The organism is Marinobacter shengliensis (assembly GCF_030297115.1).
In the GTDB taxonomy this organism is placed as follows: domain Bacteria; phylum Pseudomonadota; class Gammaproteobacteria; order Pseudomonadales; family Oleiphilaceae; genus Marinobacter; species Marinobacter shengliensis.
This window is the reverse complement of sequence record NZ_AP028062.1, coordinates 3,451,380-3,473,833: the sequence shown is the minus strand read 5'-3', so window position 1 is coordinate 3,473,833 and position 22,454 is coordinate 3,451,380. Positions and strand designations below refer to the sequence as shown.

General features: G+C 56.8%; 23 protein-coding genes. 18 read left to right on the top strand and 5 right to left on the bottom strand.

Annotated features, from left to right (window positions below):
* Nucleotides 1-82 precede the first annotated feature (82 nt).
* Nucleotides 83-1,006: an AEC family transporter gene (locus QUE75_RS15930; protein WP_286251688.1), complete on the top strand. Its 924-nt coding sequence runs from the start codon at nucleotides 83-85 to the stop codon at nucleotides 1,004-1,006.
* On the opposite strand, the gene rrtA is transcribed toward QUE75_RS15930, so the two are convergent.
* Entirely contained in the window at nucleotides 969-1,550 is a 582-nt protein-coding gene (gene rrtA / locus QUE75_RS15925) for a rhombosortase (protein WP_286251685.1), read from the bottom strand. The genes QUE75_RS15930 and rrtA overlap by 38 nt on opposite strands.
* A gap of 113 nt (nucleotides 1,551-1,663) precedes the next feature.
* On the opposite strand from rrtA, the gene QUE75_RS15920 reads away from it, so the two are divergent.
* Nucleotides 1,664-3,307, top strand: a complete 1,644-nt coding sequence (locus QUE75_RS15920) for a M12 family metallo-peptidase (protein ID WP_286251682.1) — start codon at nucleotides 1,664-1,666, stop codon at nucleotides 3,305-3,307.
* Nucleotides 3,304-3,753: a DUF6174 domain-containing protein gene (locus QUE75_RS15915; RefSeq protein WP_286251681.1), complete on the top strand. Its 450-nt coding sequence runs from the start codon at nucleotides 3,304-3,306 to the stop codon at nucleotides 3,751-3,753. The genes QUE75_RS15920 and QUE75_RS15915 overlap by 4 nt, the downstream gene beginning before the upstream one ends.
* A gap of 5 nt (nucleotides 3,754-3,758) precedes the next feature.
* Here the strand turns inward: QUE75_RS15915 and QUE75_RS15910 are convergent, their stop codons facing one another.
* The 4 genes from QUE75_RS15910 to QUE75_RS15895 all read right to left on the bottom strand — a co-directional run bounded on the left by QUE75_RS15910 (nucleotide 3,759) and on the right by QUE75_RS15895 (nucleotide 6,928).
* Entirely contained in the window at nucleotides 3,759-4,400 is a 642-nt protein-coding gene (locus QUE75_RS15910; protein WP_286251680.1) for a cation diffusion facilitator family transporter, read from the bottom strand.
* 75 nt (nucleotides 4,401-4,475) lie between these two features.
* The gene (gene cadR, locus QUE75_RS15905) at nucleotides 4,476-4,925 is read right to left on the bottom strand and encodes a Cd(II)/Pb(II)-responsive transcriptional regulator (RefSeq protein ID WP_286251679.1); all 450 of its coding nucleotides are present in this window, start codon (nucleotides 4,923-4,925) and stop codon (nucleotides 4,476-4,478) included.
* Between the two features lie 10 nt (nucleotides 4,926-4,935).
* Complete coding sequence (locus QUE75_RS15900) at nucleotides 4,936-6,276, bottom strand: ATP-binding protein (protein WP_286251678.1); 1,341 nt, start codon at nucleotides 6,274-6,276, stop codon at nucleotides 4,936-4,938.
* A complete protein-coding gene (locus QUE75_RS15895) occupies nucleotides 6,260-6,928 on the bottom strand; it encodes a response regulator transcription factor (protein ID WP_106694694.1) in 669 nt (222 codons plus the stop codon). Before QUE75_RS15895 ends, QUE75_RS15900 begins: the two co-directional genes overlap by 17 nt.
* A gap of 205 nt (nucleotides 6,929-7,133) precedes the next feature.
* Between QUE75_RS15895 and QUE75_RS15890 the strand changes: the two genes are divergently transcribed.
* The 15 genes from QUE75_RS15890 (at nucleotide 7,134) to QUE75_RS15820 (ending at nucleotide 22,369) form a co-directional block, all read left to right on the top strand.
* Nucleotides 7,134-7,682: a cupredoxin domain-containing protein gene (locus tag QUE75_RS15890; protein WP_061332940.1), complete on the top strand. Its 549-nt coding sequence runs from the start codon at nucleotides 7,134-7,136 to the stop codon at nucleotides 7,680-7,682.
* A 13-nt stretch (nucleotides 7,683-7,695) separates the two neighbouring features.
* Nucleotides 7,696-9,459, top strand: a complete 1,764-nt coding sequence (locus QUE75_RS15885) for a copper resistance system multicopper oxidase (protein ID WP_286251675.1) — start codon at nucleotides 7,696-7,698, stop codon at nucleotides 9,457-9,459.
* The gene (locus QUE75_RS15880) at nucleotides 9,456-10,193 is read left to right on the top strand and encodes a copper resistance protein B (RefSeq protein ID WP_396631666.1); all 738 of its coding nucleotides are present in this window, start codon (nucleotides 9,456-9,458) and stop codon (nucleotides 10,191-10,193) included. The genes QUE75_RS15885 and QUE75_RS15880 overlap by 4 nt, the downstream gene beginning before the upstream one ends.
* 157 nt (nucleotides 10,194-10,350) lie before the next feature.
* Nucleotides 10,351-10,704, top strand: a complete 354-nt coding sequence (locus tag QUE75_RS15875; protein WP_058091910.1) for a hypothetical protein — start codon at nucleotides 10,351-10,353, stop codon at nucleotides 10,702-10,704.
* Between the two features lie 11 nt (nucleotides 10,705-10,715).
* A complete protein-coding gene (locus QUE75_RS15870; RefSeq protein WP_286251673.1) occupies nucleotides 10,716-12,068 on the top strand; it encodes an APC family permease in 1,353 nt (450 codons plus the stop codon).
* Nucleotides 12,069-12,098: 30 nt separating this feature from the next.
* On the top strand, nucleotides 12,099-12,326 hold the full coding sequence (locus QUE75_RS15865; RefSeq protein ID WP_058091911.1) for a DUF805 domain-containing protein: 228 nt from the start codon (nucleotides 12,099-12,101) through the stop codon (nucleotides 12,324-12,326).
* Nucleotides 12,326-14,833, top strand: coding sequence for a heavy metal translocating P-type ATPase (locus QUE75_RS15860; protein ID WP_286251670.1), 2,508 nt, complete (start codon nucleotides 12,326-12,328; stop codon nucleotides 14,831-14,833). The genes QUE75_RS15865 and QUE75_RS15860 overlap by 1 nt, the downstream gene beginning before the upstream one ends.
* Before the next feature lie 33 nt (nucleotides 14,834-14,866).
* A complete protein-coding gene (locus QUE75_RS15855) occupies nucleotides 14,867-15,772 on the top strand; it encodes a DMT family transporter (protein ID WP_286251668.1) in 906 nt (301 codons plus the stop codon).
* Nucleotides 15,773-15,903: 131 nt separating this feature from the next.
* A complete protein-coding gene (locus QUE75_RS15850; protein ID WP_286251666.1) occupies nucleotides 15,904-16,122 on the top strand; it encodes a DUF2933 domain-containing protein in 219 nt (72 codons plus the stop codon).
* A complete protein-coding gene (locus QUE75_RS15845) occupies nucleotides 16,112-16,762 on the top strand; it encodes a methyltransferase family protein (protein ID WP_286251664.1) in 651 nt (216 codons plus the stop codon). The genes QUE75_RS15850 and QUE75_RS15845 overlap by 11 nt, the downstream gene beginning before the upstream one ends.
* A 67-nt stretch (nucleotides 16,763-16,829) precedes the next feature.
* Nucleotides 16,830-17,288: an ATPase gene (locus tag QUE75_RS15840; protein ID WP_286251663.1), complete on the top strand. Its 459-nt coding sequence runs from the start codon at nucleotides 16,830-16,832 to the stop codon at nucleotides 17,286-17,288.
* Nucleotides 17,285-18,037, top strand: coding sequence for an outer membrane lipoprotein-sorting protein (locus QUE75_RS15835; RefSeq protein ID WP_286251661.1), 753 nt, complete (start codon nucleotides 17,285-17,287; stop codon nucleotides 18,035-18,037). Before QUE75_RS15840 ends, QUE75_RS15835 begins: the two co-directional genes overlap by 4 nt.
* A 9-nt stretch (nucleotides 18,038-18,046) precedes the next feature.
* Nucleotides 18,047-18,733: an ABC transporter ATP-binding protein gene (locus QUE75_RS15830; protein WP_286251658.1), complete on the top strand. Its 687-nt coding sequence runs from the start codon at nucleotides 18,047-18,049 to the stop codon at nucleotides 18,731-18,733.
* Nucleotides 18,730-21,243 carry an FtsX-like permease family protein gene (locus tag QUE75_RS15825; protein WP_286251656.1) on the top strand — a complete coding sequence of 838 codons (2,514 nt, stop codon included), beginning with the start codon at nucleotides 18,730-18,732 and terminating at the stop codon, nucleotides 21,241-21,243. Before QUE75_RS15830 ends, QUE75_RS15825 begins: the two co-directional genes overlap by 4 nt.
* The gene (locus tag QUE75_RS15820) at nucleotides 21,236-22,369 is read left to right on the top strand and encodes a hypothetical protein (RefSeq protein WP_286251654.1); all 1,134 of its coding nucleotides are present in this window, start codon (nucleotides 21,236-21,238) and stop codon (nucleotides 22,367-22,369) included. The genes QUE75_RS15825 and QUE75_RS15820 overlap by 8 nt, the downstream gene beginning before the upstream one ends.
* Nucleotides 22,370-22,454 lie beyond the last annotated feature (85 nt).

Here is a 22,454-nt window from a genome sequence, read left to right as displayed (position 1 = left end):
TCTCTATTGCGCCGGGGAGTTACCTCTTCATGGGTAGGTGGTAAACTGCTGCGCCTGAGGTAAAACGTATCCCGGAGGCTCCATGGCGGCCGCGCTGGCTTTGTTGATCAAACTCCTTCCCCTGTATGTCACCGTTGCTCTGGGCTGGGTTGCCGGGCGCTATCTGGAGGCCAGTGGAAAACATATTGCCGGGATCATGCTTTACATCGTGACGCCCTCAGTAGTGTTCTCAGGAGTCATGGCAGCACCGCTGACGCCACAGGTCATTCTGTTGCCCGCCCTGGTATTCGGTTTCTGTACCCTGATTGCCCTGATTCACCTCGCCATTGCCCGCAAACTACTGACTGATGGCAGTGCATCCGTTATCCCGTTATCGGTGGGTACCGGCAACACGGGTTACTTCGGTATTCCCGTGGCTTTGCTGTTGTTCGGAGAGCAGGGGCTGGCGCTCTATATCGTGTGCATGCTGGGCACCACGCTGTTCGAGAATTCGGTGGGCTTCTATCTGGCGGCAAGGGGCAAGTACAGCATTCGCGATGCCCTGGTGCGCGTGGCAAGACTGCCGTCGGTGTATGCGTTTGCGGCGGCAGTGGCATTGAATCTGTCAGGGGTGTCGATTCCGGAGACGTTTGTGCCGCTGTTCGATAATCTGCGCGGTGCCTACAGTGTTCTGGGCATGATGATCATCGGCATGGGCATAATGAGTTTCCGGGGCCTGGCCGGCAATCCGGTGTTCACTGGCCTGGCCTTTTTTGGCAAGTTCGTCAGCTGGCCGGCGCTGGCGCTGGCCTTCTGGTGGCTGGATGCCCAGGTGCTGGGCATTTACGACCTGGCGGTGCACCAGGCCATTTTCCTGATTTCCATCACTCCGATTGCCGCCAACACGGTAGTGATTGCGACTTTACTGGATGCAGCCCCAAGACAGGCGGCCGGTACGACCCTGCTCAGTACGCTGTTTGCGCTCGGTTTTATTCCGGTGATGATTGCCCTGGTGTTCGGGGCGTAAGCAGGCTAAGCCCAGCGAATACTATCCCGCCAGCGAAACCCAGCGCATGAGCCTGCCAGACCACTTGCCCGCCAATGAGGGTGGCGGTATCGGCCAGACCCAGCCCGGCTGACTCCATCACCAGTTTGCCGGCCAGCAAGACAAGAATGCTGGCCGACCACACCCGATCTTCCCTGAAACTACGGACAGCAAGGAGCGCAGCCAGCCCGTGCAGGCAGCCGGAAAAGCCCCGGTAGCCGGGCTGCTCCGGTAGCAGGAAGAGGAGCCCCAGGGAAATAAAAATTGCCAGCCAGATCAGGGCGATGGCCAGGGTTAGCAGTGGCAGAAAGCGCGGGTAGAGGGCCAGCACCACGGCAAGCCCCGCAAGGTTGAGCACCAGGTGCCAGCCGTTCAAGTGAGCCAGATGGCCGGTGACCAGTCGCCACCATTCGCCGGAATGAGCCACGTCTGGCTGCCACTCAAGGCTGCTGGCCGGCACCAGGAACAGAATGGCCAGCAGCGCCATCAGTGCCAGTGCGGGCTTGTTAACCGTTCGATACCCCAAGTGGGACACACTCCTCATAAATACAGACCGTTACGGTAACTGGCTGGCCTCCCGGTTCTACTGTCTCTAGTTTGCGCGAATTCTTGAAGTCTGAACAGAAAGGGATTCTCCCCGTGATACGTAAGTTCCGTTTGATGACCACCATGGTGCTCCTGCTGATGGCCTTGCCGGCCAATGCAGAATCAACCGATTCACTGCAATTGTGGATTGATGGCCAGAGCTACGATGTTGCCTTGACCAGCAATGAGCGGCTGGCCTCGGCTCTGGCCCAGCAGACCAAAGGGCATCACTATCGGGGGCAGGTGGCCGAAGACCCGCAAAGCTGGGTTCGGGTCTCCCGCCTCGACGGCGGCTGGGAGGGACTGGCCTATGTCTTCGGGCGAATGCATTCGGTTGGTGGTGACTCCGCCCGCAACCAGCTGGCGAACCAGAGCTTCAGCTTCCAGAGCGCTCCCCAGTGCGGCCTGGACCACGCCCACACCGAGGCGGAAATCTCCCCGGACTCGATCATGTCGCCGATGATGGCGCAGGCGGTGGCTGCCAGTTACGACAGCCTCTGTGAAAACCGGGTGGCGGGTGCCTGCCTGCTGCTCGAGCTGGAAGTGGCATTTGATCGGCAGTTTCAGGACCGGTTCCCGGGCGATTACCAGGACCGCGCGCTCAGTATTCTGAACATGGTAGAGGGGTTCTATTTCGAGCAACTGGGTATCGGGCTGGATACCCTGAGTATGACGTTTCTGCAGTCGGAAGTGTTCACGACCTCAACCAGCGCCAATGATCTCCTGAATGATGTTCGCGCCAAGGTAGCCGATGGCAGCCTGCCTTTTCAGCAAAATCGCCGGGCACTGTTCCACCTGATCAGTGGCCGAGACTTCGATGGCTCTACGGCTGGTCTCGCTTGGGTCGGAACCTTGTGCAGCGCCCATGGCTATGGAACCGGGGTGACTAACGCCTTTGACTCGAATGTGCTGACGGCTGTGGTGGTTGCCCATGAGCTAGGGCACAACTTGGGTTCCAATCATGATGGTGACAAGAACAGCTGCAGCGACGGTTTTATCATGAGTTCCTGGGCCAATAAGAACGCTACGAGTTTTTCCTCCTGCTCAGAATCCAGCTTTATATCCACCATCAACAATCGCACCTCCCTCGAGCAGTGCTTCAATTTCCCGGCCGATGCATCTATGGCGGAGAGCGAATCGAATCCTGAGGCTTTGGCCGCCTCCGAGAACTTTGTTACCTACTTTGAAGTGGCCTACGAGCAAGCCTCCCAATCCGCGGACTGGCTGGAAGTCTCCGGCGAGATCGAGGGCGACGGTGCGGCGTTTGAACTGGTGACCATTGATGGCGCGGCCTGTGAAACGGACGGAAGCACGTATCGTTGCAAAGACATTATTCCCGGCACCAGCGACATGGCTTTGGTTATTCAGGGCGTGTCCGGCACCGGTGAGGAGCTGTTGATTTCCCAGCGGGTCGCCCTCATCAGCCTGAACGGCGAGGTGCTGGATGTGCGCCCGGAGAATAACCGGCTGGAGAGCCGATTTACCGTGGAACCAGCCACTGAATCAGAGCCGGATAGCGGCGGTGAGCAAACGGGCGACGGCGGCACAATCGTTCGTGCCGACCCGGACCAGACAGGTAATAACGCCTCAGTGGATTCCGGCGGCAGCAGCGGTGGTGGCAGCATGGGGCTTGGCTGGCTGATTCTGGCCGCAGCAGCCGGTACTCTGAAATGGCGCCAGCGCGGGAGGATGGCATGAAGCCAGTCGTTGTCGCAGTGATTCTATCCGTGCTGTTGGCGGGCTGTGCGGGTGCGGGCAAAGACGTCAGCCCTGCAGGCAGCATTGAGGAAGCAAAAGCGCTCTGGCAGTCCCGGGGAGTGATGGGCTATGAAGTTACCATCGAACAAACCTGTTTCTGCCCACCGGACCTACTGCAACCGATGCGCGTGACGGTCAGGGAGGGCAAGGTGATCGACATTGAGGGGCTGGAGCAACCCCTCAACCACCCAGACATTCTGGATGAGCGCAGGCTCACCATCGAAGGTCTGCTGGACCTGGTAGAGCAGGCCCGGGGCAGTGCTGACAAACTGGTGGTGGAATATGACCCGCACTATGGCTTTCCGGCATCGCTGGAAGTCGACTACAGCCCATTCATCGCTGATGATGAGTTTTCCTATCGGCTGACCGACTTCCAGGCCTACTGATCGACTCAGTTTTCTTGGGCGACCAGCCGGTTCGCGGCCCGGGCATTGGCGATGTCAGACCGGGCGTGCCGGACCACGCTGATACCGGCAGTCAGGGCCAGGGTGCCCATAATGCCCGCCACAATCAGATCCGGCCAGGCGGAGCCAGTGCCGAACACCCCCAGTGCTGCGCCCATCACCGCCAGATTGCCGATGGCATCGTTGCGGCTGCAGAGCCAGACTGAGCGCATATCAGAGTCGCCTTCCCGGAACTTGAACAGCATAACCGCCACACCCACGTTGGCCGCCAGGGCCAGCAACCCGACAAGCCCCATGGTCAGTGGCTCTGGTGTCACGCCGCTCTGGAGCACCCAGATGGCACGGCCCCAGACTACTAGCCCAAAGGTGGCCATGGTTAATCCTTTGACCAAAGCTGCCCGCCCACGCCAGAGCATGCCCATGCTGAGAACGGTCAGGGAAAGCAGATAGTTGGCGCTGTCGCCGAAGAAGTCGATGGCATCCGCCATGAGTGCCACGGAGCCAGACTGAAGGCTTGCCAGGCCTTCCACGAAGAACATGGCGAGATTCACCCACAGGGCAATCCAGAGCGCTTTGCGAAAGCCCGGAGCCGGGCCTTGGGGTTCCGGTGCGGAACAGCTGCATGCCATCAGAGACCTCCTTTGAATCAGGTTGTCTCTATTTAAAAGCCTGAAGCTACTACAGGGTCAACGCTTCAGGCGAGATTATTTTCCGTGGGTGCCGGGAACGTGGTTAGCGTGATGGGTACCCTCAAGCTGCCCGATCTCTGAGTTCAGACCATCCAGAATCCCGCATTCGCTGACGCTTCTCCCCCGGGAGCAGGCCTTTTGTAATCGCTCCAGCGTCTTCTCCAACCGGGCCAGTTCCGCGAGACGCTCGCGCACATGGTTCAGATGTCGGGCAAGCAAGGCGTCTACCTCTGAGCAGTCTGCCTCTGGTTGGTTGGCAAGCTGGATCAGCTCCCGGATTTCGTCCTGGGTCATGTCCAGATTGCGGCAGCGTTTGATGAACAACAGGCGGTCACGGTGGTCAGACCGGTACTGGCGATAGCCACTGGCGTTGCGCTCAGGCGCTGGCATCAGGCCGATCTTTTCATAGTAGCGGATGGTTTCTACCGGCAGGCCTGCTGTCTTTGATAGCTCACCTATTTTCAATTTCAGCCCCCTAGGATTTACGCGGCAGATCAACCTCAACGCGCAGGCCACCTTTTGCGCCATCGCTGAAGTTTATACGGCCACCATAGCGCTGTACGATATCCCGGACAATGGCCAGCCCCAGGCCATGGCCGGGTGTTTGCTCATCCAGCCTGAGCCCTCGGCTGCCAAGGTGATCCAGGTTTGCTGCAGCGACCCCCGGGCCATCATCCGTCACAACCATCCTCACGGTGTTCGCTGACTCACTGAGTGACAGCTCTATGCTGTGAGTTGCCCATTTGCCGGCATTGTCGAGCAGGTTGCCGAACACTTCACTCAGGTCGTGCTCTTCAACCGGCCAACGGTGTTCGTCTGTTAAATCCGTCGTCAGCTCGAACGATTTTTCGGGGTGCAAGCGGCCCAACATCCACAACAAATCCCTGGCCTGCTTGACGGGTAACGCACTTTTTCCGACCTGCGGACCGGCAAACTGACTCCGGCGCATCTCGGTTTCAAGCTGTTTGTCGATGTGGCTGAGCCGGCATGCCATTTCGTCCCTTAAGGCCGTATCCAGTGGCCGGCTGTCGTCCTCAAGTATTTGGCGGACCGCAGCAATGGGGGTTTTGACACTGTGGGAGAGGTTGGCCAGGGCGTCCCGGGAGCGCTCCAGGCGCTGATCCAGCGAATCCAACAGCTGGTTCAGTTGGTTTACCAGGGGCCGGAATTCTTCTGGTGCCCGAACATCAATGCGTGAAATGGTGCCGCCCTGCAGTTGTGTCAGCGCAGACTGCAGCGAGGCCACTGGCCTCAGGGCAAGCGCGATACCAACCCAGATGACGGCAACCAGTAACAGAATGAGCAGAATCGATACGATGGCCGTCCAGGCATGTAACTCCGCCTGGCTGGATCGGAGCGCGTCCATGTCTTCTGACACGATGATGACATAGGGCACACCATCAACCGTAATCTGCCGGCGATAAGCCAGGATGTCTGATGGAGCACCTGCCGCCCCGGAGCCCTGAACCCGGATGCTACCTTGCTGATTAGCCTCCAGGAGTGGTTCCAGTAAGGGGCGCCAGGATTCGGGAGAAATCGTGGTTACGGTGGGGGAGTGAAGCGCGAACGCATGGTGGAACACCTCTTCGAAATAGTCCCCGGTTTGGAGGGTGTCCAGTTGGCCGCCGGACTGTCGCACCTGTAGCTCCAGGAAGGCAACTTCGTCGTGCAATCTGCCCTCCACGAAATCCCGCGACATGCGGTCCAACAGCAAGCCATGGACTATCCATGCCAGTGCCATCAACACAATGCCTGATGGCAACAGGAGCGTCAGCAGGGTGGTCCTGACGGACAGGGGTTTAGTGATCGGCATCATTGAACAGATATCCCTGGCCCCGCCGGGTCGCAATGGTTTCAGCGCCGACCAGTTTCCTCAATCGGCGGATGTAGGCTTCGATGACGTTATCACTCGGGTTGTCGTTAAGGCTGTAGAGTTGTTCCATGAGCTGGTCTTTGGAAAAGACATGCCCCGGGCGGTTCATCAGGCATCGGAGCAGGCGGAACTCGGTACCCGTGAGCGAGTGTTCGGTGCCATCCTGCATTTTCAGGCTCTGTCGGTTTTCATCCAGCTCAAACCGGCCCGCTCTAACGGTAGAGGACACGCGCCCATCGCCGCGCCGGATGATTGCATTGAGGCGGGCGACCAGCTCTTCCGTCTGGAACGGCTTGGCCAGGTAGTCATCGGCACCTGCTTTAAGGCCGTCAACCTTATCTTGCCAATCGCCTCTGGCGGTCAGAATCAGCACCGGAAAATCGATGTGGTGAGCGCGCCATTGTTTTAGCACCGTCAAACCATTGCCATCTGGCAGGCCCAGATCCAGCACACACACGCGATAGCTCTCCTGTGAGCCGAGAATGCCAGCCTCTTTCGCTGTACTTGCGATATCGACACTGAAGCCTGATTTTTCAAGCTGACGTGAAAGGCCATCAGCCAATAAGCGGTCATCCTCTACTAGCAGTAATCTCATCTCACTCGCCTCGATTGCAGCGGTTCCTGTTGTACCCCAAAGCACTATGCCGCAGTAGCCTGAATTCAGCCTGAACAGCAATTAATCGGCTTTTTCAGAAAGAATTCAGGTTGGTGGGCCATGGTATCGCCTGTTCGCTCTGCACTTGAATGTTGCTCACTCCGGGCCTGCATTCCTCACCAGTCACAATACAGGAGACATTTCCATGAGAATAACAAAGTTCATCACTGCGGCGGCCGCCTTGTCACTTTCTGCTACCGCCTTTGGCGCCGGCGCCCATGGGCACAGCCACGGGCATGGACACGGCTCTGGCGCTGCCATTGGCGAACCGGCAAACGCTTCGGAAGCCACTCGCACCGTCACGGTGGCTATGTATGACAACTACTACGAGCCGGAAACCATCGACATTCAGAAAGGTGAGGTGGTGCGTTTCGTGGTGGAAAATCACGGCCAGTTGGTCCACGAGTTCAATATCGGAACTGCCGATATGCACGAAGCCCATCAGCAAGAAATGGTCATGATGGTGGAGCACGGGGTTATCCAGGGTGGAACCATCAACCACCAGATGATGGAAATGGATATGGGGGACGGACACACCATGAAGCATGACGATCCGAACAGCGTACTGCTGGAGCCGGGCCAGAGCGGTGAACTGATCTGGCGTTTTTCCGGTGACACCACCCTGGAGTTCGCCTGCAACGTGCCCGGCCATTACCAGGCAGGCATGTACGGTGATGTAAGGTTCCAACAGTAACAGGAGTAGAACCATGACCAGACGCCTGATAGCGGTCACCCTGGCGCTGTTTTTGCCAGCCATCGGTATGGCAGGGGAGTATGACCTGACGGTTGACCGGGTAAAGATTGATACCGGCGATTTCGTCAAGGAAGGCATTGGCTACAACGGCAGTTCGCCCGGCCCGACCCTCCGGTTCAAAGAGGGCGAGGACGTGGTGATCAACGTCACCAACAACCTGAAAGAGACCACCTCGATACACTGGCACGGCCTGATTCTGCCGTTTGAGCAGGACGGTGTGCCCGGCATCAGCTTTCCCGGCATCAAGCCGGGTGAAACCTTTACCTACCGATTCCCGGTGGTGCAGGCGGGTACCTACTGGTACCACAGCCACTCCGGTTTCCAGGAACCGAATGGCGCCTACGGGGCCATCATTATCGAGCCTGAAGGTCGGGAGCCGTTCCGGTATGACCGCGAGTACGTGGTGCAGCTGACCGACAAGCACCCGCATTCCGGTGATCGCATCATGCGCAACCTGAAGTCGTCACCCGACTACTACAATCGCCAGCAGCAAACGGTGATGGATTTCTTTACCGAATCCCGTGAGCAAGGCTTCATGGCAACCCTGCATGATCGCAGGATGTGGGGCCAGATGCGCATGATGAAGGCCGACGTGGAAGACGTTCAGGGCTTCACCGGACTGATCAATGGCAAAGGGCCGGAGCAGAACTGGACGGGGCTGTTCAAGCCCGGTGAGCGGGTGCGCCTGAGGTTTATCAACTCCTCCGCTATGACCTACTTCGACATTCGTATTCCTGGCTTGAAGATGACGGTGGTCCAGGCCGATGGCAATAACGTCCAGCCGGTGAATGTGGACGAGTTCCGGATTGGTGTGGCAGAAACCTACGATGTGATTGTGCACATCCGTGATGAGCAGGCCTATACCATCTTCGCCGAGTCCATGGGCCGTTCCGGCTATGCCCGTGGCACGCTGGCACCCCGCGAGGGCATGGTGGCTGAAGTGCCGGAACTGCGCAAAGCGCCGATGCTGACCATGGCGGATATGGCCGGCCACATGGACCATGGCGATATGGACCACGGCTCGATGAATCATGGCGGTATGGACCATGGCAATATGAGCGATGGGGCGATGGATCACAGCAACATGAACCACGGCAGCATGAACCACGGCAGCATGGATCACGGTTCCATGAACCACGACTCCATGAGTCAGGGTGGCATGGATCATTCGGCCCATGGTGCTGGAATGCCGGAAGACCCCTTCTACGCCAGCGGCAGTGGCTTGCTTCCAACGGCCAGTAATGGCGGTAAGTTTCTGTCTTACTCCGATCTCCGGGCTCAAAGCCCGCTCTATGAAGAGCGTGAGCCGACCCGTGAAATCGAAATGCGCCTGACCGGCAACATGGAGCGTTACGAGTGGAGCATCAACGGCGTGAAGTATGAGGATGCTGACCCAGTGGTGCTTCAATACGGAGAGCGGGTCCGGTTCAAGTTTGTGAACGAAACCATGATGACGCACCCGATGCACTTGCACGGCATGTGGTCAATCCTGGATGTCGGGGCCGGTAAGTGGAATCCGATCAAGCACGTGATCAGCGTGGCGCCGGCGACCACGGTGTATATGGAAACCGAGGTGGATGCACCGGGTGAGTGGGCGTTCCATTGCCATCTCTCCTATCACGCAGCGGCCGGTATGTTCCGCAAGATTGTGGTTGAGGGCGGCCCGGATGAAGAAGTCGCCTCTGGCGATGCACTGGCCAAGGGAGGTGACGCATGAGAACGTGTAACCCATGGCTCGCCCGGATTTCTGCTTTGACACTGATGGGTCCTGCCGTCGTGTTGGCAGACGAGGCGATTGATGCGAACAGCGTTAACGCGTTCTGGGGTGTCAGTGCCGAAAAATTCGAGTACCGCTACAGCGACTCCGATGAAAAGCTGGCGGTGATTGAATCCGATGCCTGGTACGGCAGTGACGAGCTGAAATTCCGGTGGCAGTTCACGGGGGAGTGGGAGGAAGCCCACAACGCGTGGGAAACCCTGGAAAACCAGTTTCTGGCCCAGACTCCGATCAGTGAGTTCTGGGATGCCAAGGCAGGTATTCGCATCGATACACCGGAAGGCCCGGACCGGGTCTACGGTGTGATCGGGCTGACCGGTCTGGCACCGTACTGGTTCGAGATCGATACCAACCTGTATGTCAGTGATGAGGGCGACGCCTCGGTGGATTTTGAGGCTGAGTACGAGCTGCTGATCACTAATTACTGGATTGTCTCTGCCACCTTCGAAACCTTGCTGGCGTTCTCGGAAGACCGGGAGATTGGCATGGGTAAGGGTATAAACTCCACCGAGATGGGCTTGAGGCTGAGTTACGACCTGATCGACCGCTCTTTCTCACCTTATGTGGGCGTGGTCCATGAGCGCAAATACGGCGACACAGCCGATTTCGCTCGCGCCAGTGGCGGAGGTACCGAAGACTGGTTCGCGGTGGTTGGGGCGAGACTGGCCTTCTGATCACCGTTTTAACGGGCTCCGGGAATTCCTGGAGCCCGTTTTCCATCTACTATTTGATGTATGTCAGTTCCATCGAAATCCTTCGTCTCTTTTCAGTTTTAGTTCAGGTTGGGGTGCTGTAATAAAAGGAATTAACCTGGTGTAGAGGTGCAGCCCGATGACAAAAACACACAAAGCAACCAGTCAAGAACAGTTTCTGATGCACAGGAAACTGACAGTACAAGGCCTTGGCGAGCGGCAGTGGGAAGAGCTCATCCAAGAGCTCAACAATAACCCCGGCGTCGATTTTGCCGAGCGCAAATCCGGCAACCAGTTGCATGTCACCTATGATGGCACACATTACTCTACTGACGAGTTGATTGAGTTGATTGGGGCTCATGGCGGCGGCCTGAAGCCCGGGTGGTGGACTCGCCGGAAACTGGCTGGATATCGTTTTACAGATGAAAACGTCCGGGCCAATGCCAAGCATGTACCTGTCTGCTGTTCGAAAATGCCACCGATGAAAAAGTGACCGGAGGCTAAATGAGCAAGGAACAGGACAGAGTCACTCGCTACAAAAAAGGCAGCCTCACGCTGGCGGGTACGGTCATGCTGGGTACCGGTGTCATGATTGGCGCCGGTATTTTTGCATTGACCGGGCAAATGGCACAAATGACGGGTGCTCTGTTCCCGCTCGCGTTCCTTGCAGCGGCGGTGATTGTCAGCTTCAGCGCCTACTCCTATATTAAAATCTCCAATACCTGGCCGTCTGCGGGCGGTATTGGCATGTACTTGCACAAGGCCTACGGCAATCGGCTGCCAACCGCGTTTAATGCCTTGCTGATGTATTTTTCCATGGTGATTGCCCAGAGCTTTCTCGCGCGCACGTTTGGCTCCTACACCATGCAGCTTTTCGGAGGCGATGAAAGCGGGCGAATGGTTCCCATTTTTGGGGTATCACTGATTCTGGTGGCATTTCTTGTCAATCTTCAGGGCAACCGGATGATTCAGGGCGTGGCTTCCTTTATCGGGGTCCTGAAAATCGGCGGTATATTGATTTTTGGGTTGGTTGGTTTGTGGATTGCCGACAGCATTTCGGTCGATTTCTCGAGCCCGGGCGACGCTGGAGCTGCTGGTAATTTTCTGGGAGCTACTGCGCTCGGGATTCTGGCTTTCAAGGGTTTCACCACCATCACCAACAGTGGCTCGGAAGTTAAAGACCCGAAGCGAAACGTGGGGCGCGCCATTGTTATTTCCATTGCGGCCTGCGTGGTGATTTACACGCTGGTCGGATTTGCTGTCGCCAGCAACCTGTCATTGGCTGAAATTATCGAAACGCGAGACTACTCCCTTGCCGCTGCCGCGCGCCCGGCACTGGGGGAATACGCTGTCTGGTTCACCGTTGCCATTGCCATGATGGCTACCGCCGGAGGTATTCTGGCCAGCATTTTCGCGGTATCCCGGATGCTCGCGATGCTGACGGAAATGAAACTGGTTCCTCACCGGCATTTCGGCATGCCGGGTAGCATCCAGAAGCACACACTGGTCTACACTGTAGCTCTGGGGCTGATTCTGACCGCATTCTTTGACCTCTCCCGCATCGCGGCGCTGGGCATTGTGTTCTATCTGATCATGGACATAGCCATCCATTGGGGCGTACTTCGCTATTTGCGCGAAGATGTGCAGGCCAAAGCGTGGGTGCCAGCTATCGCCATTTTGCTGGATTTGCTCGTCCTTGGAGGCTTTGTCTGGGTCAAACTGAATACCGATCCGTTCGTTATCGGCGTGGCAGTTGTCACCATGATTGCAATCGCGGTAGTCGAGCAGATCTTCCTGAAAAAGTCTGAGAATTCCCGGCAATCGGGACATGAGAAGCCTCATGAACATAACCACTAATAACCAGGATACAACGAGGAGGGCAGGACCATGATGGAAGATAATATGTTTGGCCACACCATGTGGGCAGGGCATTGGCTGTGGATGCTGGTGATTGCCATCGTTGTTGTCATTCCGGCCTGGCGCATTTGCCAGCGCACGGGATATCCGGGGTGGATGGGTATCCTGATATTGATACCGATAGTGAACCTGATTCTGTTGTACATCATTGCGTTTGGAGACTGGCCAAGCAACAAAGACGGCGAAGGGAGGTCTTGATGGACAAGGCGAAAAATCAGGCACCGCAGGGACAAAGAGAACTTGAGTTGATTGTGCCGGGAATGGGATCAGACCACTGCGCCGGTATTATCAACAAGACGATCAGTCGCCTGGACGGAGTCAGTAATGTTCAAACCAACATAGCCAGGCACAGGGTGAGTGTACGCTCCTTCACGTCTGGCCCTGACGGAGATGCTGTAAGAAAGGCAGTGGAGGGGGCTGGCTACGATGTGGCTTCCGTCAGAGAGGTTGGCACCAGAACGTTCAAGGTGACTGTTCCGGGGATGGGGTCTGATCACTGCGCAGGCATCATCAAAAGCACACTTGGGCGACACGACGGCGTGCAGACCATTTCAACCAATATCGCCAACCACACCGTAAGCGTGGTGGTCGGCCCGGCGGGTCCTGCAGAGCAGGAGCTGAAGAAGCTGATCGAGGGCGCCGGATACGACGTTGCCGCTGTTGCGCTGGAGGGAGACACCAACCAGGAAGAAGACTCAGCCGTCGAGGAGGCTTACCTCAAGCTTGCCTTGCGAAGGCTCTGGATTGCTGCGGTACCGACCACGCTGATCATGCTGCTGATGATGCCGCATATGTTCTGGCAGCCCATCCCGGGCTATCTGGCGATTGTCGTCGTGCTGGCATTCCCCGTGGTGTTTCTCTTCGGCGGTGCCGCTACCCATAAGGCGTCCTGGCGCTCCCTGAAGAACGGCACCTTCAACATGGATGTGCTGATATCCATGGGCAGCCTGCCACCGTTCATCATTGGCCTGGTGGGCTTTGTCTATCCGATGACCTCCTTCATCGAGATGGCTGCCACCATCATGACCTTCCACCTGGGTGGCCGATATCTCGAGGCCAAAGCCAAGGGCAAAGCCTCCCAGGCGATTCGGCGGTTGCTCACCCTGGGGGCCAAGACGGCTCGCGTCGAGCGGGACGGCGAGGAAATTGAAATTCCCGTGAAAGAACTGGCTCCTGGCGACATCATGGTTGTTCGGCCCGGCGACAAGGTTCCTACCGACGGCGAGGTCGTGGACGGTGAGAGCCACCTGGATGAATCCATCGCCACGGGCGAGTCGATCCCGGTCTATAAAAGTGCGGGCGACACCGTTATCGGCGCGACCATCAACAAGGAGGGGCGCCTGAGGGTGAAGGCAACCCGCGTTGGTGGTGATACCTTCCTGGCACAGGTGGTAAAGCTGATCGACGAGGCCCAGGGCTCCAGGGTGCCGATCCAGGAATTTGCCGACCGCATGACCGGTCGCTTCGTCCCGCTGGTTCTTATTATTGCGCTGGGCAGCCTGCTGGCCTGGCTGTTCGCCGCTGATACCCTGCGCCCAATCCTTGAATGGGGTGCCGGATTCCTGCCCTGGGTAGATCCGGCGGCGGCGACGCCGGTGCTGGCGATCCTGGCGGCGATTGCGGTGTTGGTGATTGCCTGCCCGTGCGCCCTGGGACTGGCAACGCCAACGGCCCTGATGGTGGGGTCAGGTATTGGTGCCGAGCGCGGCATCCTGATTCGCTCGGGAGAGGCTATCCAGACCTTCAAGGACATCAAGGTCATGGTGTTGGATAAAACCGGAACAATTACCCGGGGAGAGCCAAAACTCACGGAAACCGTCGTCGCCTCGGGGATAACGGAAACCGAACTGCTGGAGCTTGCGGCTGCGGTAGAGAATGCCTCTGAACACCCCATCGCCCGAGCGATCGTCGACGGCGCCCGGGAGCGGGGCGTAAAGCCCGGTGATGTATCTGACTTCCGGTCCACCGGTGCCCGGGGCGTGTCCGGAACCGTGGCGGGTCAGACGGTGCTGATCGGTAACCGTCTGCTATTGGAAGAAAGCGGTGTGCAAGGGCTGGACGCCCTGGACCAGGCGCTTCAGGACCTGGAGGGCAAGGGCAGAACCGCCGTCATTGTCGCCCGCGACGGTCAGGCCTGCGGCATTGTCGCGGTTGCCGACACGCTCAAGGACGAATCCGTCGCGGCGATCAAAGCCATGCACGAGCAAGGGCTGCACGTCGTCATGATTACCGGTGACAACGAGCGGGCCGCCAACGCCGTGGCCAAAGAAGTCGGTATTGATGAGGTGCGTGCCGGCGTGTTGCCCGAGGGCAAGGTGGACGCCATTCGGGAACTTCAGGAAAAATACGGCAACCACGTCGCCATGGTGGGTGACGGCATCAACGACGCCCCGGCGCTGAAACAGGCAAACGTGGGTATTGCTATAGGCGCCGGTGCGGACGTGGCCATAGAAGCTGCGGACGTCACTCTGGTTCGTGGGGAGCTGTCGGGCGTTGTCGACGCCATGGTGTTGTCCCGTGCCACCTTCAAAAAGATCGTTGAAAACCTGATATGGGCCAGCGGCTACAACGTCGCCGCTATTCCTATCGCCGCGTCGGGCCTGTTGCACCCGATGATCGGTGTGGTGGCAATGACCGCCAGCTCGCTGTCCGTCATTGGTAATTCGATGTTGCTGCGTCGGCGTTACGATAAAGTGCGCCGCTAACATGGTGAACCGTGGTTGGCGTCGGGTCAGTTGATGTCGATACGATCAATTGTCGGCATGTTGCTTGTCACGGTGTTATGGGCAATCTGCTTTCCCTTTATCGTGGTGGGTCTTCCAGACGCGCCACCCTTGCTTTTTGCGGCGTTACGGGCATTGCTGGCGGGTATCTGCCTGGTTCTGATCGCCCTTGCAAGGGGCGGTCGCGTCCGATACTCCCCCCGACGGTTTTTTTTGTTGACGGCTATCGGCTTCAGTTACACGGGTATGGGGCTTGGCGGGATGTTTCTCGGAGCCGGAGAATTGGGCCCCGGGCTTGCAACCGTTTTGGCAAACGCACAACCACTTTTTGCAGCTGTGTTGTCCTATTTTTTCATCAGGGAAGTTGTGAGCGGGCGTCTGTTTGCCGGATTACTCATTGGCTTTATCGGTGTTGTGGTGCTCGCAGCGCCTGACATGGAAGTAAGTAACTCCAGATTCATAGGATCGGTTTATATTCTTGGTGGCGCCGTTGGTACTGCCATTGGAAACGTACTGCTTAAATACCAGGCCGGCAGCGATGATATCTACTGGTCAATGGGCATTCAGCTTGTAATTGGTTCAGTTTTTCTGGGTTTTGCTTCTGTCATCCTGGGCGAAGGCATGGACATTAACTGGACCTGGTCGTTTGCCACCGCTGCCTTAGTGCTGTCCATTCCCGCTACGGCACTGATGGTCGTGTTGTGGTATGCCCTGCTGGCAAGCGCTCCTTTGAACAGTCTCAATTCGTTTACCTTTCTTACGCCGGCCTTAGGTGTTGTTATCGGGCAACTGTGGTTTGGGGAAACCTTCAGTGTTGTGGAAATCATCGGCATTAGTATCACAATATTTGGTCTGATTATCGTCATGAAAGCACCGGGCGAAGGCGGGAGGGTGCGCGAAGTTCGTCCAGGAATTGATTGAGATCAACTCATTCTCCGAGCTGACGGAATCGTTCAGTTTGAATTCAGGCTTCTTTGATTACCTAGACTTATCACTTGGATTTAGGAGTTGGTGAGTAAATATTGCTTGTCACAGCTTCAGGAGAATTCGTTATGGAATTTAGCCGTCGATATTGGATTACCCTTTCTTTCTTCGGCGTGATTGCGTTGGTGCTTCTTTGGGGTGAACACAAGGTTCATATTCTCGGTGCGCTACCGTGGTTGATTATTCTGCTTTGCCCGCTAATGCATATATTCATGCATGGCGGCCATGGTGGAGATCATTCTGGACATCAGCACGGTTCGAAAAAGGAAGATCACCATGAGCAATGAAGCAACTGACTACGGGCTCTGGAGTCTCGTTGTCCTGAACTCTGCTGTTTTTATCTTTTTTGCGTTCAGCTTTTTCAAGCCTCAAACGAAGCGCGACTGGCGCTCGTTTGGTGCCTTTAGTGCTTTTTTGGTCGCATTGTTTACTGAAATGTACGGTTTCCCGTTGACCATTTATTTCCTGGCCGGCTGGTTACAAAGCAGCTACCCGGATGTTGACTGGTTTTCCCATGACAGCGGGCATTTACTGGAAATGTTGTTTGGGTGGCAGGGTTCTCCTCACTTCGGGCCATTCCATTTGCTGAGTACCGCTTTCATTGTGGGTGGGTTTTATCTGATCGCGGCCGGCTGGCGCACACTGTACACCGCTCAGAAAGAGGGCAAGCTGGCCACCAGTGGACTGTATGCCTGGGTTCGCCACCCCCAATACGTTGGTTTCGCACTGATCATGTTTGGCTTTCTACTGCAATGGCCGACGCTGCTTACCCTGGCGATGTTCCCTGTGTTGCTCTGGATGTACTCACGTCTGTCTATTCATGAGGAGAAAGATATCGAGACAATGTTTGGGCAGGCGTGGCGAGACTATGCAGCTAATACACCGCGCTTTATCCCAAGATTCCGGGATTATCGAAAACGGGTATAGCAGCATGGCCAAGGCGCTGAATTTGCGTCACAACGGCATGCGTTCAACTTAAGGAGAGTAAGCCATCATGGATATCAAAACCTTTGGTGAATTGATCGAATGGACCCGGGACCTACACAAGCATCTGGCCCAGTGTCTGGGGCACTGCGCCACGCGGCATCAGGAGGAAAGGGCAAGAGCGTTGCTGGAGTACCTTGCATCCCATGAGTTGGAACTTTCTAGAATTGTGAATGAGTTTGAGAGCCAGAGTGCCAGTAACACACTGGAAACAAGAGTCTATGACTACCTGAAGCATAATCCGATAGAAACCCATCGCACTTGCGACGAGCCCTATGCCAAGCTGGATTTCCAGGGAATATACCGTGAGGTTATGGATTTCCATGCGCAGGTCATGAGCCTATACAAAAATCTTTTGGGAAAAGCCGAAATCGCGAAAGCCCGTGAGTTGCTGGAAGGACTGTTGGAGATGGAGACGAATGAGTCGATGCGACTGGCTCGGCAAATAGGACGGATGGACGATCTGTGATTCTTCTCAGGGGTTCCTGTTTTCTTTTGCTCTCTTTGCTAGCCGCTCATGTTCCGGCAAGCACACCGTCGGCGGTTTCCCTGATTGAAGGCATGGAGCAGATCCTGTGGTCAGAAAGTAACCACGGTCATTATGTGATGCGTATCGAGAGCGAGTACTGGACCCGGGAATTACAACTCGAGGCCTGGATGGAGCGGCCCGAACGCACGTTGATCCGGATCCATTCGCCGAAAAAAGAGGCGGGGGTTGGCTCGTTAAGAATCGGCGATGCCATGTGGAATTACCTACCTAAGGTCGACCGAACCATCAAAATACCGCCTTCTATGATGTTACAGCCCTGGATGGGTTCTAACTTCAGCAACGACGATCTTGTCAAGGAAAGCTCGTTCGTTGACGACTACGCCCATGAGTTGGGCGGGGTGGATAACTCTGGTGAAATACCTGTGTACCGGATTGTTTCGGCGCCAAATGCCGACGCACCGGTGGTCTGGAGCCGGCTTGAATTTGAGGTTCGTGCAGATGCCATCCCCATCTCAGTGGCCTACTACGGGGAGCGGGGCCAGCTCGTGAAACGGCTGACCTATGAACAGGTCAAGATTATGGACGGGCGCCGGATACCCACGCTTTGGACCATGGTTGATGCGAATAATCCCGAATCCCGCACTGTTATAAGAATCGAATCTATCGAGTTCGATGTTCCTTTGGATGAGTCGCTTTTCTCACTGCGCCGTCTGCGCAACCCGGAATGAGTTCCCGCCATGAGCATCGTCAATGTGCAGAATGTATCGCGGATCTACCGGCAGGATTCCATCGCCGTCAAAGCCCTGGATGACGTATCGGTGGCCATTGAACCAGGTGAGTTCACAACCCTGGTTGGGCCGTCGGGGTCGGGCAAGACCACACTGCTGAACCAGATTGGCGCCCTGGATGAGCCGGATAGCGGGCATATCCAGGTGGCGGGAGAGGAGATCACCGGGCTCAGCCGGAAGAAGCGCACCATTCTGCGGTTGTGGAAGATAGGCTTTGTTTTCCAGGAGTACAACCTGATTGGGGTATTGTCGGCTCAGGAAAATGTGGAGTATGTACTCATGCTTCGCGGCGTTCCGTTTAAGGAACGACGAGCCGAAGCTCAGCGAATTCTTGCGGAGGTTGGGCTGCAGGGGATGGAGCAGCGTCTTCCCCATGAGCTTTCCGGCGGGCAGCAGCAACGTGTGGCGGTGGCCAGGGCTATTGTCAGCAAACCCGCCATAGTTCTGGCCGATGAACCTACTGCCAACCTGGATTCCACAACCGGTGCAGCGCTGCTTGATCTGATGCGAGGGCTGAACTCCGAGCATGGGGTTACCTTTGTTTTCTCCACACACGATCCGATGGTGATGGAGCGGGCTCAACGGGTGATCCATCTCCGGGACGGCGCTATTGAGCGCGAGGAGCGCAGGCCGTGATCGCCTGGCTGCGACTGGCGTTTGGCAATCTCCGGGTCAATCGTCGGCGTACTGGCATCACCCTGTTGTCAGTGGCGGTCGGCGTGGGTGGGCTGGTGTTTCTGTGGGCGTTCATCGACGGCATCAATGCCCAGATGATCAACAACATGACCGGCTATGTGACCGGCGACCTGAAAGTGCATCAGCGCGGGTTTCATGACGACCGGGAAATGAACATCGCCTTGGCCGAACGCTGGAATCTTACCCGGGAGGTCTCGGCCGTAACCGGTGTCGCAGCGATCACACCTAGGGTGGCAGGCAATGCGTTGGCCAGCCATGACGACCAGTCCAGAGCCTTGCAGGTTATGGGGGTCGACAGCGCAATCGAGCCAACGGTCACTCGTCTTGATCGGTCGATTATCCGCGGCCGCTATCTGGAAGAGGACAATGAGATCATTATGGGTGTGGATGCCGCCAGTGCTCTTGGTCTTTCTCCGGGAGACGACTTGGTGCTGTTGGTTCAGGCGGCGGACGGCTCCATCGGTGCGGATCGGTTCATGGTGGTGGGCATCTTCGAAACCGGCATCAAGCGAATTGATGGCTTTGTGGCACAGGTGCCCCTGGCATCGGCCCAGACCCTATATGCGTTTGAGGGGCGGTTTACCGAGATTGCGGCGCGAGTAGAGAGTTCCGACCGGCTTGATGCGGTTGTTGCAGGTGTGCGGAATCAACTCCAGGCCCGAAACGTGGAAGTGCTGGGCTGGCCAACATTGCTGCCTTCGCTGGTTCAAATGGTCGCGTTTCACGACGCCGTCGCCTACATCGTGATCTTCGTGGTGTTTGTGGTGGTGGCGGCTGGTATTGTCAACACCATCCTGATGTCGGTGCTGGAGCGTGGCCGGGAATTCGGTGTGATGATGGCGCTGGGTACCTCCAGCAACCAAATTGTCTGGCTCGTGCTTCTGGAAACAGCCATTTTGGCGGGGCTGGGATACCTGCTGGGTCTGGCTTTGGGGTTGTCACTGACGGGCTACTTCGGTATTCAGGGGCTGGATTTCAGTGCCTATATCAAGGCCATGGATACCATGCCGGGGCTGAGCGGTATCGTCTATCCCACGATCGAATTCCTGCGTCTGGTGGTGATTGGCGTTGTGGTACTGTCTGTCGCTCTGCTGGCAGCGGTCATCCCGGCCTGGAGGGCCAGCCGGAACAACCCGTTGGAGGCAATGGGCACACACCGCACCATGATCAACCGAATCCGCCGGCTCCACTGGCAGGTGACGTCTGATCATCGACTGGTGGTATTCGCGCAAATGGCATTGCGCTCGGTTTTCAGAAATCCTCGACGGTCCGTTATCACGGCCTCCGCCACCGCGTTTGGGCTGGCCGCTTATCTGTTTCTGTATGCCTTTGCCGATGGTTTCTTCGAGCAGATGATCCACAACTCGACACAGCAGCTTAGCGGGCATGTGCAGGTGATGAAGAAGGGGCACGATGTCGATCTGTCGCCCATCTTGCGTATCAATAACGGCAACGCACTGTTACAGCAGTTGTTGCAGCGCCCCGAGGTTGAGGCTGCCGCACCGAGAGTGTTGTTGCGTGCCATGGTGGCCAACCCCGGAAAGAGCCGACCGGTGGAACTGGCAGGTGTTGCCCCGGAACTGGAAAGGGCGGTTACGGAGCTGTCCGGATATATGGTACAGGGCACTTACGTGGAATCCGGGGAGACGGGAATTGTGATTGGCCAGAAGTTGGCCGAGGAGTTAGGTGCCCGTCTGGGGGACAAGCTGGTCATTACGGCCCAGCAGGCTGGCGGAGATCTTGTCTCCAGTGCACAGCTGATTCGCGGTATTTATCGCACTGGCAGTGACTTGTTCGACACCGAGTATGTCTTTGTTGATATTAACGCAGCCCGCCGCCTGACTGGCCTGTTGGAAGACGATGTCTCACGGATCGTACTAAGGCTTTCTGACCGCACACAAAGTGTCGGCCTGGCGCAAACACTCGACCAGTCGACCGTTCTGACCCGCGATGGACTGGTGGCCCATGATTGGGAAACTTTGCTCCCGGTGGTTGTGCAGATGGTGCAAATGAGCCAGGTCAATTTCTACCTCATTCTCTCGGTGGTCTTTTTAGTCGTAGCTATTGGTGTCATGAACACCATGGTGATGTCGGTGATGGAGCGTACCCCGGAACTTGGCGTGATGCTGGCATTGGGCACCAGAGGGGGCCAGCTACAGCTGACAATTCTGTTTGAGGCATTCTTTCTGGCAATACTGGGAATGCAGGCAGGAACAGTGGTTGGTGGACTGCTTGTCGTCTGGCTTGGCAATACCGGCATTGATCTGTCCTCAATCAGCGGCGCTCTGGAAGCCATCCCGGGAATCACTGATCGGATCTATCCGGTGCTGATGTTCGATCATGTCTGGCTGCCCAGCATGCTGCTATTTCTGTGCTCGGTGCTGGTGGCGCTGTATCCGGCGTGGAGGGCCTCACGGCTGGACCCGGTGGAGGCCATCCGGCATGGTTAAGCATACGTCACAGATGCTGGTAACGATGGCTTGGTTGGTACTCGCTTCAAACGCACAGGCGGAGTTCAGCCATGCGGGATCACTCAAGAACCTCGGCGCCGGCTCCCGCTCACTGGTTGACGACAATCACTACTTCTTGAACGTTACCCGCCTACGTATTGAGCCCCGCTACCGATATCAGGACTGGGTTGTAAATGTAGCCTACGACCTGGAAATGTTGACCGGCAGTTTCCTGGACAGCCCGGAGTTTGCCCTGCTAAGGGAAGCTCCCGATCCACGCTACTGGGACGTTCAGGGCAAGGTGTATGAATCGGGAGATGTGTTGGTACGCCATCAGCTTTACCGTGGCACCATTCAGTGGCGCTCGCCGGTTGGCGATTTCCGGTTTGGTCGCCAACAGGTGAATTGGTCGACCGCCCTGATATGGAACCCCATGGACGTTCTCAATTCTGTCAGCCCTCTGCAGCTAGAGCCTGATGAACGTATTGGCGTGGACGCGCTGTTATGGGACAGCGCTTGGGGGGCAACGGGGCGGATCAGTGTCGTGCACGCACCACAACACAGTGCCAGCGATGCCAGTACGGCGGCGAGGGCAAAACGTTTTGTGGCAGGTGTCGATGCCGGAGTGATGATAGGCGAGTTCGCGGATGCTGCCAGGGCGGGGGTCAGTGGTAGCGGCTCGGTGGTCGGCACGGGTTGGCGCACGGAAATCGTATGGAGTGAGCCTAAGGCCGGCGAGAGTTACTGGCAGGGCGTGGTGGATCTGAATTGGTCGTTCCGCAACGGTTTAAACCTGGGACTGGAGTATTTCTACAATGGCCAGCCGTTGCCGCCGGGAAATCCCGACCTTCTGAGGCTGGTGTCCCCGCGCCCGATCTATACCGGGCAGCACTACACAGGCCTGCTGATATGGCAGGAGATCAATCCGTTCTGGCTGTATCAGGTGGTGGCTATTCGTAATACAGATGATGCCAGTTGGGTTCTTTACCCACGTTCCACTTGGACGCTTCCGTTCAGGCGGGAAGTATACCTCACCGCAGGAGCCCAGCTGTTCGGTGGTGACGAGGAGAGCGAATATGGGAGATCAGAGCCGGTTGGGCTAATGGAGGTACAATGGTTTTTCTGACTAATTAATATGCGGCCATGTTATCAATAGCCGGTAATCTTCTCGCAAGATTGCCGGCTATGTTTTAAGGTAATTATTGTGGAAT

What these genes read in the sequence shown, in the direction of transcription:
- QUE75_RS15930 (WP_286251688.1), top strand. Translation starts at nt 83, where the DNA reads ATGGCGGCCGCGCTGGCTTTGTTGATCAAACTCCTTCCCCTGTATGTC.
- QUE75_RS15915 (WP_286251681.1), top strand. Translation starts at nt 3,304, where the DNA reads ATGAAGCCAGTCGTTGTCGCAGTGATTCTATCCGTGCTGTTGGCGGGC.
- QUE75_RS15910 (WP_286251680.1), bottom strand. Translation starts at nt 4,400, where the DNA reads ATGGCATGCAGCTGTTCCGCACCGGAACCCCAAGGCCCGGCTCCGGGC.
- QUE75_RS15900 (WP_286251678.1), bottom strand. Translation starts at nt 6,276, where the DNA reads ATGATGCCGATCACTAAACCCCTGTCCGTCAGGACCACCCTGCTGACG.
- QUE75_RS15895 (WP_106694694.1), bottom strand. Translation starts at nt 6,928, where the DNA reads ATGAGATTACTGCTAGTAGAGGATGACCGCTTATTGGCTGATGGCCTT.
- QUE75_RS15890 (WP_061332940.1), top strand. Translation starts at nt 7,134, where the DNA reads ATGAGAATAACAAAGTTCATCACTGCGGCGGCCGCCTTGTCACTTTCT.
- QUE75_RS15885 (WP_286251675.1), top strand. Translation starts at nt 7,696, where the DNA reads ATGACCAGACGCCTGATAGCGGTCACCCTGGCGCTGTTTTTGCCAGCC.
- QUE75_RS15880 (WP_396631666.1), top strand. Translation starts at nt 9,456, where the DNA reads ATGAGAACGTGTAACCCATGGCTCGCCCGGATTTCTGCTTTGACACTG.
- QUE75_RS15875 (WP_058091910.1), top strand. Translation starts at nt 10,351, where the DNA reads ATGACAAAAACACACAAAGCAACCAGTCAAGAACAGTTTCTGATGCAC.
- QUE75_RS15870 (WP_286251673.1), top strand. Translation starts at nt 10,716, where the DNA reads ATGAGCAAGGAACAGGACAGAGTCACTCGCTACAAAAAAGGCAGCCTC.
- QUE75_RS15865 (WP_058091911.1), top strand. Translation starts at nt 12,099, where the DNA reads ATGATGGAAGATAATATGTTTGGCCACACCATGTGGGCAGGGCATTGG.
- QUE75_RS15860 (WP_286251670.1), top strand. Translation starts at nt 12,326, where the DNA reads ATGGACAAGGCGAAAAATCAGGCACCGCAGGGACAAAGAGAACTTGAG.
- QUE75_RS15855 (WP_286251668.1), top strand. Translation starts at nt 14,867, where the DNA reads ATGTCGATACGATCAATTGTCGGCATGTTGCTTGTCACGGTGTTATGG.
- QUE75_RS15850 (WP_286251666.1), top strand. Translation starts at nt 15,904, where the DNA reads ATGGAATTTAGCCGTCGATATTGGATTACCCTTTCTTTCTTCGGCGTG.
- QUE75_RS15845 (WP_286251664.1), top strand. Translation starts at nt 16,112, where the DNA reads ATGAGCAATGAAGCAACTGACTACGGGCTCTGGAGTCTCGTTGTCCTG.
- QUE75_RS15840 (WP_286251663.1), top strand. Translation starts at nt 16,830, where the DNA reads ATGGATATCAAAACCTTTGGTGAATTGATCGAATGGACCCGGGACCTA.
- QUE75_RS15830 (WP_286251658.1), top strand. Translation starts at nt 18,047, where the DNA reads ATGAGCATCGTCAATGTGCAGAATGTATCGCGGATCTACCGGCAGGAT.
- QUE75_RS15820 (WP_286251654.1), top strand. Translation starts at nt 21,236, where the DNA reads ATGGTTAAGCATACGTCACAGATGCTGGTAACGATGGCTTGGTTGGTA.